Source organism: Desemzia sp. AGC72, assembly GCF_057334175.1.
The window spans coordinates 144,411-157,426 of sequence record NZ_JBHFIG010000001.1; the positions used below are offsets into that span (position 1 = coordinate 144,411).

The following is a 13,016-nucleotide window of genomic DNA, read 5'->3' on the forward strand; positions in this document are numbered from 1 at the left end:
TAAAGCTGAATACCTTTTCGGCCATCAGGCTGATTTTCTTTCGCTTCATGGCCGGAAATGGCCGAGATGTTGGCCATGGTGAACTGAATTCTGTAGCTCATGGCTGTTTTCCATTGTCTCCTCGGCCATGAGCCTGCAAAATTCCTCGCTCATGGCCGAAAAACAACACAAGAATCTTTCATCACGGAAGAAATAACACCCAGCAACGAAAAAAGCCTGCCAAATGAGTATGACTCATTTGGCAGGCTTTTAAAAACCGATTATTTAGTAGCTCCTTCTGTAATTCCTTGAATGATGTGTTTTTGCAAGAACATGTAAAGCAGGATGATCGGGATGATTGCAAGAACCAACCCTGCCAGTGCTAATTCCCATTGGATCGTGTATTGTCCGAAGAAATAGTACATTTGCAGAGGAATAGTGTACATGCCATCTTTATTGATCACCAATGAAGGAAGCAAGTAGTCATTCCAAATTCGAATAGAGTTCAAAATAATGACGGTAACGGTTGTCGGCTTCAATAATGGGAAGACGACGCGCCAAAAAATTTGAAATGGATTGGCACCATCTAAAATAGCTGCTTCGTCTAGTGACTTCGGAACCGATCTTAATGCACCGAAGTACAGAAAAATCGACATACTGGACCCGAATCCTAAGTTCATGAAAGTCAGTCCCACTCGGTTCAGCATATCAAATCGACCGAATAAGCTGACTAAAGGAATCATCAAGGATTGAAAAGGGATAAGCATTGTGATGGCACAAATAAAATAAATGACTGAACTCATTTTGCCGGGATAGCGAGACAACGCATAGGCCGACATGGATGAGAACAGTACGATCACGATGATACTGGCTACTGTGATCATTAATGAGTTCATGAAACTTTCAGTATAATTCAAATCTTCATAGGCTCTTGGGTAATTTTCCGTAGTGGTTTCATTTGGCCAGAAAAGAGTGTTGGTAAAGATTTCTCGTCTCGTTTTGAATGAGTTGATAAAAATCAGTACAAATGGATAGATCCAAGTCAGAGAAGCCACTACGCCTAGGATGATGATTAACCAGTTATGCATTTTTTCAGATTTCATAGGTCAACTTCTCTCTTTCGTGTGTAGTAAACTTGCGTCAATGAAATAGCTGCCACTAGTAAGAGATAAAGAATCCCTTTAGCTTGAGCGTATCCTTGCTGGTATTGGAAAAAGGCCGTGTTGTAAATGTTCATAGCCACCATTTCGGTAGAACCAAAAGGAGCTCCATTTGTTAACGCCAAGTTTTGGTCATAAACTTTAAAAGCATTAGCCAACGTCAAGAAGAGGCTGATGGTAAAGGCAGGTGCCAACATCGGCAGCTTGACTCTCCAAAAAGTCTGCCAAGTGTTTGCTCCGTCAATAGCAGCGGCTTCATTGATATCTGCCGGGATACCATTCAAGAATGAAATATAAATGATCATGATATACCCGCTCATTTGCCATAAAAAGACAATGACCAGACCCCAGAAACCGGTATTGGTATCTGCCAGCCAACCGCTGAAAGCACTCAGTCCTGTCAATTGTGCAATCCCTTCAAAAGCTTTGACAAAGATGAATTGCCAGATAAATCCTAGAATGATTCCGCCCACTAAGTTAGGCATGAAAAAGATCGTACGGAAAAGATTGCTTAAACGACCAGTCTTTTGTGTGACTAAAAGCGCCATGGCTAAACCGATCACGTTGACCCCAATAACGGAAACGACTGCAAATCGAATCGTGAACCATAAGCTATGCAAAAACTGATCATCACTAAGTAAACGTCGATAATTTTCCAGACCGGTAAAGGCCATGTTGTAGCCGTCAGAATCTGTAAAAGAAGTATAGATCCCATAAAGTAAAGGAATGAAGATAACTAATGATACAGCTAATATGCTGGGGAATAAAAATGCCCAGTAAAAATACTTTTCGTTTTTTCGTTTCATATGGATGTTGCTCCTTTGCTTTAGGATAAAAAAACAGACAAACAGGAAATAGACGGTAAAGCTGATCTATTTCCCGTTATCTGTTAGAAGAAAGTTAACGCATATCTGCGAAGCCTTTAGAAGTGTTGGCTTCAAAATCTTCCCAGCTGATGTCGCCGTTCAAGTATTTTTGGTATTCAGGGAAAAGAACTTGTTGGAACCAGCCGTCAGGATATTGTTTGTGCGTCATAGCGCCAGTTTCTCCGTCTAATAAAGCTTGGTAGATTTGTTGAGAGACAGGGTCGCTGATGCTGTCAACTTCGTATCCTTCTTGAGCTGGAACGAAGTTGAACTCTTCAACTATAGCTGTTTTTCCTTCTTCAGAAGTGTACATCCAGTCTATAAAAGATTTTGCTTCTTCCACAACTGCTTCGTCTAGGTTTTTATTGATTCCGATGTACCAAGGAGCACCGGCAATGATTTTACCTGTCGTATCCTTTTCGCCGAATACAGGCAAGATTCCCATTTTATTAGCGGCAAATCCAGGATCAATACCATTTAAAGTAGGGACGATCCAGTTACCTTGGTGAACCATCGCTACAGCGTCATTTATGAAGAGTTCTTCAACGGAACGACTGTAATCGATCGTCAAAATAGGTTGAACGTTGTATTGATTGAATAAATCCGTGTATTTCTTCATTTGGTCGCCGTACTCCCAATTCAATTCAGTCGCACTGTAACTTTCCAAAATACTGTTGTCGTATTCAGGAGAAGTAAAGTTGGCTGAAAATTGGTTGGCAATATAATTCTCTGCCCCGCTAAAAGCAAAGACAGCATCAATACCCAGTTCTTCTTTTTGACTATCCAGTGTTTCTACTGCTTCTACGAAATCATCGTAACTTTGGATGTCATCTGGATTTACACCGGCTTTCTCAAAAATTTCTTTATTGTACATCCAGCCGAAACCTTCGATGTTCATTGGAACGCCTAAAGGAACGCCGTCAATTGTTCCGCCTTCTAACATGCCGTCAATAACGGAATCCGTCATTTCCAGTTCAGTGACATCCAATAAGGAATCGCTGTAACGCTCAACTTCAGGTAATCCCCCAAGCATCATCAAAGCCGGTTCATCCCCCGAGGAGAATTTAGCTTGAAGAGCCGCTGAACCTTCCCCGCTCCCTACCGTAGTGATGTTCACGCGAACATTTGGGTTTTGTTCTGTATAAGTATCGACTAAATCTTGCAGCTGAGTAGTGATCTCAGGCTTTTGACTGAAAAATTCTACCACTACTTGTTCGCTGTCGCCTCCAGATTCATTTGAACCTCCGCCGCACGCAGCAAGAAGCGTTGTGGTGAATAAAAGAGTCATCCCCAGTTTTTTTAACTTTCTCATTATATTTAACCTCCTCGTAATAAGTAAAATCAAGCTATTATTCATAGACACAGCAAAAGAACCATTAAGAAATGGAACAGACTTCAACTTCCGTTTGAAATGTAGAATGAATGATGGAACTAAACCACTGAAGGGGAAAGAGAAGTTGATGTTTTGTTGCATTATGAACACCTAAATTTTAGCAAAGTTGGTGGCGTATTCATAACAATATGATTTGCAGAAATAATGTATTGATTTGCAAAGGTGGTAACGCTACAATGATTGCAGCTATAAACAACAAAGAATTTTTTTATATAGGAGAATAACATGGCAAAAATAGTTTTCTTTGATATTGATGGTACATTGGTTACACATAATAATTCGATTCCAGATTCCACCAAACAAGCGATAAAAAAATTGAAACAAAACGGGATTGTTCCTGCTATTTCAACAGGCAGAGCACCTATTTTAATGCGAGAAATTGCAGACGAACTCGCTATTGATACTATAATCACCCTTAATGGACAACACGTGGTATACGAAGGGGAGGTTATTTATAAGCGACCTTTATCCAATGAATCGATGAGCCGTTTGGCCAAAGAAGCTCACAAAAACAAACAAGGGATTGCATTTTGCGGCAGTGATAAAATTACTGGCAACTCAGCGATCAAGCTGGCAAATAACGGTCTGATAAAGCGCTTGCGTCCTTTTTTGTCAAAATTAGCTCCTAAAAAAGCCATGAAATTTGTGAACCACCGTTTATCTACTAAACCGGTGGATCCTAGCGAATACGAAAGTCACCAAGTGTATCAATGTATTTTGAATGCAGACGAATCTTTTGATGCTTTTTATGAGGAGAAATTCCCAGAATATACTTTTACACGTTCCAATCCTTACTCTATGGATGTCATCAGCAGAGGAGGCTCGAAAGCTGTTGGGATCCAAAAAATCATTGAACACTTAAATATCGGTATTGAAGAAACGGTAGCTTTTGGAGATGGCTTGAACGATCTAGAAATGATCGAGGCAGCAGGTATCGGTGTAGCTATGGGGAACGGAAGAGATGAGTTGAAAAATAAAGCAGACATGATCACAGATACGGTTTGGAATGACGGCATTTATAAAGGGTTGGACAAATTAGGGTTGCTTTAAAAAACAGGATAGTTTAGGAGGAAAGCTGTTGTTAAAAACGGAAAAAAATGTATTTTTCAAATCAGCTTGGATTTGTATACTCATTTATGTGGTTTTGTTTTGGAGTAGTGGATTGAGTGTAATGAGCCCATGGCCTGGGTTTCTCGTTTGTGTTGTACTATCTATCGGCAGCTTTATCCTTTCTATCATTTCTATTATCAAAGAAACAAGACGAGGATTATCTTTCTTAACTGCCCTTTTTGCAATCTTTCATATATTGTTTACTGTGTTTATGTATTTGCTTCCAGAGGCTGGTATCCCACCAGCGATTCCATTGTTTTATAACTAATTGATCAATTATAAAATAAATTTCCTCGATTTTAAAATAAAACTATTAAAATAAGACCTTTTGTTCTGAGGTCTTATTTTTTTCTTTTTAAATGATGAAGAGGAAATGAGAGGCGAATCATTTGGATTTTTCTCAGAAGAAATTTATAATAAAATTAGGTACTGAAACCGCCTGCAGTCCAGCTGCTTTTTAAGGAAAAAACTGCAAAAAGGAACCCCGCGTTTTATATCATCACTAACACGATTTTTCCGTGTGCTCAGCTACATACATTCACCAATAAAATCTTTCATAGGGGGTAAAAAAATGAAAAAGAAATTAGGGCTATTATTTTCAGGTACATTGAGTTTAATTTTACTAGCAGCTTGTTCAGGAGGAGGAGAAGAAGCTAGTTCAGAAGATTTTGCCAGCGCAGATGACAACACATTGACTGTCTGGGCATGGGATACTAACTTTAATATTCCAATCATGGAGAAGGCTGGTGAATATTACGTTCAAGATGGGAACGAAGAATTTAAAATAAACGTTGTTGAGATGTCTAATGAAGACACTAAGCAAAAATTGGTTTCAGGCTTTACATCTGGCGTTTCAGAAGGGCTGCCGGATATCGTTTTGATGGACGACTATGATGTACAAAATTACATTACGAATTACGAAGGCAAATTTGCTGAATTGTCAGAAAAGATTGACTTCAGTCAGTTCGCTGACTATAAAGTTGATAATGCTGCAAAAGACGATGGGGTATATGCTCTTCCCTTTGATTCGGGTTCGGCTGGTTTATATTACCGTACCGATTACCTAGAAGAAGCGGGCTACTCTCAAGAAGATATGCAGAATCTAACGTGGTCTGAATTCGTGCAGATCGGAAAAGACGTGAAAGAGAAAACGGGTAAATGGTTCGTAGCGTTCATTCCAAATCGAGGGACCCACTACATTCAAATGGCGATGCAATCAGCAGGACTGTGGTATTTTGATGAAAATGGAGACATTTATTTGAAAGACAATCCAGCTGTTCGTGAAATGGCAGAGATCCTAAAAGAAATTGAAGAAAATGAATTAGCGAAACCAGTGGACTACTTTGCTCCAGAAGGAATTGGAGCAGTGACCAGCGGAGAAGTTGCAGCAGTCAATTCAGCGATCTGGTTCTCAGCAACGATCCGCTCGGCAGAAGATCAAGCGGGCAAATGGGCTTACACCAATGTTCCTCAATTGGAAACCGTGGAGACAGCTACTCCGTACACTAACTTGGGTGGTGCGAGCTGGGTTATCCTAGAAGAGTCGCCAAATAAAGAGTTGGCAATCGACTTCATGAAAACTGAATTTGCTGGAAACGATGAATTTTATCAAGACATCTTAGTGGAAAATGGTGCAGTAGGAACATACTTGCCTTCACAAACGGGGGAAGCTTATCAATTTGAAGATCCGTTCTTCAATGATGCGCCGGTCTACAAAGACTTTTCTGAATGGATGGCAGAAATTCCAGGTGTAGATTACGGAAACAACACTCAAGCTGCTGTGGATGCATTGCGGTCTGTTTTACAAGGCTACTTTGATGGTTCCATGACGTTAGACGAAATGTTGGAAAAAGCTGAAGAAACCTACAAGATGCAAGTAGGACAATAGCTAGAACGCATCAAAATCAACCTATAGGTCGACAACCAATCAGTGGGGCCTTTACCTCACTGATTGTTGTGTCATTAAGACTAATTTCAAACAGCAAAAAGGAGGATGGATATGCAAATCCGGTCAAAAGACAAACGTGGACGCCGGCAAAATCAGGATGTCTGGAAATTCATTATTTTTTCCGTCATGTTAAGCAGCGTATTCCTGCTTTACCCGATTTTGTATTCTATTTATCTGTCCTTACATAATATGCAAGGATTACAATCAGTATTTGTCGGATTCGGGAATTACCTGCGCATGTTCCAAGACGATATTTTCTGGAAAGCGTTGATGAACAACTTTACATTTTTGATTTTTCAAGTACCGATCATGGTAGTTTTAGGATTGCTGATGGCGTTCTTGTTGAACACGCCGAATTTGAAAGGGCGGACGTTCTTTAAACTCGCGCTGTTCCTACCCTGTGTGACATCATTAGTATCTTACGCTGTGTTATTCAAAATGATGTTTCAAATGGGTGGAATCGTCAACGACACCTTGATGTCTATCGGAATTGTTCAAAACCCGATCGATTGGCTGAACAGTCCTTTCTGGGCAAAAGTGACCGTCATCATAGCGTTGTGCTGGCGTTGGACAGGATACAATATGATTTTCTATTTGGCGGGTCTGCAAAATATCTCTGATGATACTTTAGAAGCTGCTGAGATCGACGGAGCTAACGGATTCCAAAAGTTTTTTAAAGTCGTGATTCCGCAACTGAAACCGGTCATCGTCTTCACAACGATCACTTCAACTATTGGAACGATTCAATTGTTTGATGAAGTCGTCAACTTAACGGGTGGCGGGCCTTCAAATGAAACCTTGACGGCAGCCCAATTGATTTACAATCATTCGTTTATTTACACGTCTAATTTTGGATACTCGGCTACTTTATCTTGGGCATTAGTCATCATTATCGCTATTTTATCGATTATTCAACTGAAAATATCCAATAGAGAATAACCCATAACGGCGAAGGGAGGAGGAAACATGAAAAAGTTCACCAGTCTATTAAAATATACGTTTTTGATCATCAGTTCCTTTATTTCCATTTTCCCTTTTTACTGGATGATCGCAGGAGCGACAAATACAGCCAACCAAATAGCAGAAGGGAAATTAACTTTTGGAGATCAGTTATTCGTTAACTTGCAGGATTTGTTTGGAGCTTATGATATTCCGCTGATCATGTGGAATTCGCTGAAAATCTCGGGCGTTACGGTCATTTTTAGTCTGATTGTGACTTCATTAGCTGCATTTGGATTTGAAAAATTCACAACCAAGACCAGCGAACTGATTTATGGCCTCATCCTTTTATTCATGATGATTCCGTTAGCGTCATTAGTGATCCCGCTGTTCAAAATGATGGCTGGACTGCAATTGGTCAATCAGCATTTAGCAATCATTTTACCTGCTATTAATAACTTGTTTTTGATTTTCTTTTTCAGACAGAACTTCAAGTCTTTTCCAAATGAGATCATTGACGCCAGTAAAATAGAGGGAGCCAGCAACTACGAAATCTTTTTCAGAGTTGTTTTTCCGATGATGAAATCGACCTACGCGGCTGCAGCGATCTATGCGTTTATGAATTCATGGAACAGTTACTTATTACCGTTGATTTTCTTGCAAACGGAGAACAAATATACCATGACATTGTTGATTTCAAGTCTTTCTTCTGCTTCATACGTTGCCAATTACGGTACACAAATGGTCGCCATCATCATTGCGACCATTCCAACCTTGATTTTATTCTTATTTATGCAAAAAGGCTTCGTAAAAGGAATGACAGGTTCGTTGAAAATGTAACTAGACTTTTTTGAAAAAAATTCTTGACGTTTAGCATGGAAATAAGTATGATTTTAAATGGGCTCGCGCGATTTGGTGAGAGCAAAATAAAATGAACTTGACTCCCTGTTCCGATTGTGTGGAATGGGGATTTTTTTGTTTTATTTCTCCTCTATATTCAAACTAGGGGGATTTATCATGACAAAATATATATTCGTAACTGGAGGAGTCGTTTCTTCTATTGGAAAAGGCATCGTAGCAGCTTCTTTAGGGAAACTATTGAAAGAGCGCGGATTAAACGTTACGATCCAAAAATTCGATCCATACATCAATGTGGATCCGGGAACGATGAGCCCTTATCAACATGGAGAAGTATTCGTGACCGATGACGGTACAGAAACGGATTTAGACTTAGGTCACTATGAGCGTTTTATCGACATTCGTTTGAATCAGTATTCAAATTTAACGACAGGTAAAATCTATTCATCTGTTATCCAAAAAGAGCGTAAAGGCGAATATTTAGGTGGGACAGTCCAAGTCATTCCCCACATCACTGATGAGATCAAAGACAAGATCGTTCGTGCCGGAGAGTCGACAGGTTCTGATATCGTCATCACGGAAGTCGGCGGAACTGTTGGAGATATTGAATCGCTGCCCTTCTTAGAAGCTTTACGTCAAATGCGGAAAGACGCTGGAAGTGACAATGTGCTGTATATCCACGTGACATTGGTTCCTTATTTGAAAGCTTCAGGAGAGTTGAAAACAAAACCGACACAACATAGTGTAAAAGAATTGCGCAGTTTAGGGATTCAACCGAACTTATTAGTCGTACGTACAGAAGAAGACCTGCCTCAATCTGTTAAAAGCAAATTAGCTAGTTTCTGTGATGTCGAAGAAGAAGACATTATTGAAAACCAAGATGTGAATTCTATTTACGAGATTCCGTTATTGTTGAAAGAACAAAAAATGGACGACAACATCTTGCGCAAATTAAATATCGAAGCTCCAGAAGCTGATATGGCTCACTGGGAACATTTGGTGGACAACATTACTCATTTGGAAGACACGGTACGCATCGCAGTCGTTGGAAAATATGTAGAGTTGCCGGATGCTTATTTATCCGTAGTGGAATCGTTGAAACACGCAGGCTACCAAACCAAACACAAAATCGATATCGATTGGGTGAACTCTGAAGAAGTGACGCCAGAAAATGTGGCATCACGCTTGAAAGATGCAGACGGCATTTTAGTTCCCGGCGGATTTGGCCATAGAGGATTGGAAGGAAAAATCGCAGCGATCCAATTTGCCCGTGAAAACAAGGTCCCATTCTTAGGAATCTGTCTAGGAATGCAGTTGGCAAGTATTGAATTTGCCCGCAATGTGGCTGGATTGAAAGGTGCTCATTCTACAGAAACTCATCCAGACGCTGAACATCCGATCATCAGCTTGATGGCGGATCAAGACGAGCAAGGCGACTTAGGCGGAACACAACGTCTAGGGTTGTACCCATGTGAGTTGAAAGAAGGCTCCTTGGCGCGTTCGTTGTACCAGAAAGAATCGGTTGAAGAACGTCATCGCCATCGTTATGAATTCAAAAACGATTACCGCCAAGTGCTTGAAGATAAAGGGATGGTCTTTTCCGGATTGTCTCCTGACGGTCGCTTAGTGGAAGTGATCGAGTTGGCTGATCATCCTTACTTTATTGCCAGTCAATATCATCCAGAATTCCTCTCTAGACCAAATGCACCGCATCCGTTGTTCTTAGGGTTGATTGAAGCATCGATGAAGAAATAACAGTTAAAAAAGCGAGAGTGTAAAAAAAGGCGCTTAGCCCCATGTCCATTCCCGAACAAGGCTCGAGTGGGCAATGACCACCCGAGCCTTATTTGTGAAATGGATTTCGGGACTGCCTTTTTGAGCACGATTACGAATTTACTATTCATAAATATGAAAAAGTTGGAAATTATTTACTAGTCGATTTTTTTGATTACTCTTCGATAGATTCTAAATCCAAGAAAGCATCATCTGTTTTAAACAAAAGAGCATTCACTTCATCCCTAAATAATCGATTTCCTAAAACAGTCAATTCGTAATGGATCTTTTCATCTACTTCAATCGTGATGGTATCATCTTTTCGGCTCACTTCGTAATTTTCATAAACTTTCCCGTTTTCAAATGGAAAATCAATGATATTAGCCGTATCCCAATAACTGTAGTCTGTTTCAATTCCCTGTTCAGAAAACATCAAGGTGACTGGTTCAGTAGCCTGAAGTAAAATACCTTTCACTTCAGCGGTACTGTGCCATTCGTCGTTGAAAGCTCTTTCGTTTGAACAAGCGGATAAAAATAGTCCTATCATCAATACACTAAGTAAAGCCCATAAATTGTTCCTTTTCATTTGTATTCCCCCTTATGATAACTATAACACTTAAAAGCACACTTGTTTTGTAATAAGTCATATATGACAATGAGTGGCAGATAATTAAATAAAGCAGAAAATCCCCCTCTTTAATTCCTTTATCAGCAGTCTGGTTTGACAGCCTTTATCAAAGAACAAGTCGCATAACACTACTGTTCTGTGGTATACTATTCAGGAATGATTTTTCTGAAAATCATAAAAGCGAAGCTATAAGAAAGTAACTATTGATATAATATAAATAATAGTAATGAATGTACAAATGAATACGAATGATTGATCTGAATACTTATAAGGAGGATTTCCCGTGGCAGATAAAGAAACATTTTATATTACGACCCCGATTTATTACCCAAGTGGAAAATTGCATATTGGAAATGCGTACTCAACGATTGCATGTGACGTTATGGCACGTTACAAACGCATGAAAGGGTATGACGTATTTTATTTGACAGGAAGCGACGAGCATGGTCAAAAAATTGAGCAAAAAGCTGAAGAATTAGGTGTTTCTCCTCAAGAATATGTAGACGGCATGGCTGAAGGAATGCAAAAATTATGGAAAATTTTGGATATCAGCAATGATAAATTCATCCGCACAACAGATCCGACTCATGAAAAAGTCGTCGCAGCTATTTTTGAGCGTTTCTTGGAGCAAGGCGATATTTATTTGGACGAATACGAAGGCTGGTACTCTGTTCCAGACGAAACATTCTATACTGAAACTCAATTAGAAGATGTCGAACGCGATGCAGAAGGCAATGTTATTGGCGGGAAATCTCCTGACAGCGGACACCCTGTAGAATTGGTTAAAGAAGAATCTTACTTCTTCAAAATGAGCAAATACGCCGACCGTTTGTTGAAATACTATGAAGAGCATCCAGATTTCATCCAACCAGAATCGCGTAAAAACGAAATGATCAACAACTTTATCAAGCCAGGCTTGGAAGACTTAGCGGTTTCTCGTACGACTTTCAGCTGGGGAGTAAAAGTTCCAAGCAATCCTAAACACGTTGTATACGTGTGGATCGATGCGTTGGCAAACTACATCACTGCAATGGGATACGGTACGGAAGACGACGAATTATTCAACAAGTTCTGGCCTGCAGATGTACACATGGTTGGAAAAGAAATCGTTCGTTTCCATACGATCTACTGGCCAATCATGTTGATGGCATTAGATTTGCCATTGCCGAAAAAAGTTTTTGGACACGGATGGTTATTGATGAAAGACGGTAAAATGTCTAAATCTAAAGGAAACGTTGTATATCCTGAGATGTTGGTGGAACGTTACGGGTTGGATTCATTGCGTTACTACTTGATGCGTGAAGTACCATTTGGAAGTGACGGAGTGTTTACTCCAGAAGACTACATTTCACGAATCAACTATGATTTGGCAAATGACTTAGGAAACTTGCTGAACCGTACTGTAGCGATGATCAACAAATACATCGGCGGTAAATTGCCGGCTTATGAAGGTGTTCAAACAGAATTTGATGCGGACTTAAAAGCTCTAGCAGACAAAGTCGTTGAAGAATACCAAACAGAAATGGACAATATGCAATTCAGCAGTGCATTGAGCCACGTATGGACACTGGTTTCCCGTGCCAATAAATACATTGATGAAACAGAACCTTGGAAACTGGCTAAAGACGAAAGCAAAGTGGAAGAGTTGTCTAATATCATGGTTCATTTGGCAGAAAGCTTGCGCGTAACAGCAACGTTGTTACAACCATTCATGACTCATTCTCCAAAAGAAATCTTCACTCAACTAGGCATGGAAGATACAGCCGGTTCATGGGAGACAGTTGAATTTGGTTCATTAAATATCGAAACTCAAGTAGTGGCTAAAGGAACACCTATCTTCCCACGTTTAGAAACAGAAGAAGAAGTCAACTACATCCAAGAGCAAATGGCTGGCGGAACTCCTTCTGTTGAAGAGGAAGAAGTTGCAGCAGAATGGAACCCAGAAGAAACAGAGTTGGTTTCTATCAAAGACAAAGAGATCAAATTTGATGCTTTTGAAAAAGTAGAATTGAAAGTAGCAGAAGTTATTGAGTGTTCAAAAGTTGAAGGAGCCGACAAGCTCTTGAAATTCCGCTTAGACGCTGGAGACAAAGGACACCGTCAAATCCTATCCGGAATTGCACAGTGGTACCCAGATCCAGAAGCATTGATCGGTAAAAAAGTCATTATCGTAGCCAACTTGAAACCACGCAAAATGCGCGGCGAAATCAGCCAAGGCATGATTCTATCCGCTGAAAAAGACGGCGAACTAAAAATCATCGAAGCACCAACAGACGCACCGAATGGATCAGAAGTAGCGTAGAGATTCAGAGCGTGGAGTGAGGCGTTTAGCTCACCGTACATCTCACATCAGCGACATTTT

The 13,016-nt window shown here is 40.1% G+C and carries 11 protein-coding genes; 7 read left to right on the plus strand and 4 right to left on the minus strand.

Going from position 1 to position 13,016, the window contains the following annotated elements:
* Positions 1-260: 260 nt before the first annotated feature.
* From ACE025_RS00665 to ACE025_RS00675, 3 genes are all read right to left on the minus strand, one after another.
* Positions 261-1,067 carry a carbohydrate ABC transporter permease gene (locus tag ACE025_RS00665; protein ID WP_485936424.1) on the minus strand — a complete coding sequence of 269 codons (807 nt, stop codon included), beginning with the start codon at positions 1,065-1,067 and terminating at the stop codon, positions 261-263.
* An 11-nt stretch (positions 1,068-1,078) separates the two neighbouring features.
* On the minus strand, positions 1,079-1,945 hold the full coding sequence (locus ACE025_RS00670) for a carbohydrate ABC transporter permease (RefSeq protein ID WP_485936426.1): 867 nt from the start codon (positions 1,943-1,945) through the stop codon (positions 1,079-1,081).
* Positions 1,946-2,039: 94 nt separating this feature from the next.
* Positions 2,040-3,317 carry an ABC transporter substrate-binding protein gene (locus tag ACE025_RS00675; protein WP_485936428.1) on the minus strand — a complete coding sequence of 426 codons (1,278 nt, stop codon included), beginning with the start codon at positions 3,315-3,317 and terminating at the stop codon, positions 2,040-2,042.
* A 306-nt stretch (positions 3,318-3,623) separates the two neighbouring features.
* Here ACE025_RS00675 and ACE025_RS00680 point away from each other — a divergent pair, with 306 nt between their 5' ends.
* From ACE025_RS00680 to pyrG, 6 genes are all read left to right on the plus strand, one after another.
* Positions 3,624-4,448: a Cof-type HAD-IIB family hydrolase gene (locus ACE025_RS00680; RefSeq protein WP_485936430.1), complete on the plus strand. Its 825-nt coding sequence runs from the start codon at positions 3,624-3,626 to the stop codon at positions 4,446-4,448.
* Positions 4,449-4,476: 28 nt separating this feature from the next.
* A complete protein-coding gene (locus ACE025_RS00685; protein ID WP_485936432.1) occupies positions 4,477-4,776 on the plus strand; it encodes a hypothetical protein in 300 nt (99 codons plus the stop codon).
* A gap of 303 nt (positions 4,777-5,079) precedes the next feature.
* Entirely contained in the window at positions 5,080-6,396 is a 1,317-nt protein-coding gene (locus ACE025_RS00690; protein ID WP_485936434.1) for an ABC transporter substrate-binding protein, read from the plus strand.
* A 111-nt stretch (positions 6,397-6,507) separates the two neighbouring features.
* Entirely contained in the window at positions 6,508-7,395 is an 888-nt protein-coding gene (locus ACE025_RS00695) for a carbohydrate ABC transporter permease (protein ID WP_485936436.1), read from the plus strand.
* Positions 7,396-7,422: 27 nt separating this feature from the next.
* Positions 7,423-8,235 (plus strand): carbohydrate ABC transporter permease, encoded by an 813-nt coding sequence (locus ACE025_RS00700; protein ID WP_485936438.1) that lies wholly within the window; start codon positions 7,423-7,425, stop codon positions 8,233-8,235.
* A gap of 177 nt (positions 8,236-8,412) precedes the next feature.
* Complete coding sequence (pyrG, locus tag ACE025_RS00705) at positions 8,413-10,008, plus strand: CTP synthase (protein ID WP_350470575.1); 1,596 nt, start codon at positions 8,413-8,415, stop codon at positions 10,006-10,008.
* A gap of 193 nt (positions 10,009-10,201) precedes the next feature.
* On the opposite strand, the gene ACE025_RS00710 is transcribed toward pyrG, so the two are convergent.
* Positions 10,202-10,612 (minus strand): hypothetical protein, encoded by a 411-nt coding sequence (locus ACE025_RS00710; RefSeq protein ID WP_485936440.1) that lies wholly within the window; start codon positions 10,610-10,612, stop codon positions 10,202-10,204.
* Positions 10,613-10,937: 325 nt separating this feature from the next.
* Here ACE025_RS00710 and metG point away from each other — a divergent pair, with 325 nt between their 5' ends.
* Positions 10,938-12,956, plus strand: coding sequence for a methionine--tRNA ligase (gene metG, locus ACE025_RS00715; RefSeq protein WP_485936442.1), 2,019 nt, complete (start codon positions 10,938-10,940; stop codon positions 12,954-12,956).
* Positions 12,957-13,016: the final 60 nt, after the last annotated feature.

Bases quoted from the DNA above. Each gene is read 5' to 3' on its own strand.
- ACE025_RS00675 (WP_485936428.1), bottom strand. From the start codon at position 3,317: ATGAGAAAGTTAAAAAAACTGGGGATGACTCTTTTATTCACCACAACG.
- pyrG (WP_350470575.1), top strand. From the start codon at position 8,413: ATGACAAAATATATATTCGTAACTGGAGGAGTCGTTTCTTCTATTGGA.
- ACE025_RS00700 (WP_485936438.1), top strand. From the start codon at position 7,423: ATGAAAAAGTTCACCAGTCTATTAAAATATACGTTTTTGATCATCAGT.
- ACE025_RS00680 (WP_485936430.1), top strand. From the start codon at position 3,624: ATGGCAAAAATAGTTTTCTTTGATATTGATGGTACATTGGTTACACAT.
- ACE025_RS00690 (WP_485936434.1), top strand. From the start codon at position 5,080: ATGAAAAAGAAATTAGGGCTATTATTTTCAGGTACATTGAGTTTAATT.
- ACE025_RS00695 (WP_485936436.1), top strand. From the start codon at position 6,508: ATGCAAATCCGGTCAAAAGACAAACGTGGACGCCGGCAAAATCAGGAT.
- ACE025_RS00670 (WP_485936426.1), bottom strand. From the start codon at position 1,945: ATGAAACGAAAAAACGAAAAGTATTTTTACTGGGCATTTTTATTCCCC.
- ACE025_RS00710 (WP_485936440.1), bottom strand. From the start codon at position 10,612: ATGAAAAGGAACAATTTATGGGCTTTACTTAGTGTATTGATGATAGGA.
- ACE025_RS00665 (WP_485936424.1), bottom strand. From the start codon at position 1,067: ATGCATAACTGGTTAATCATCATCCTAGGCGTAGTGGCTTCTCTGACT.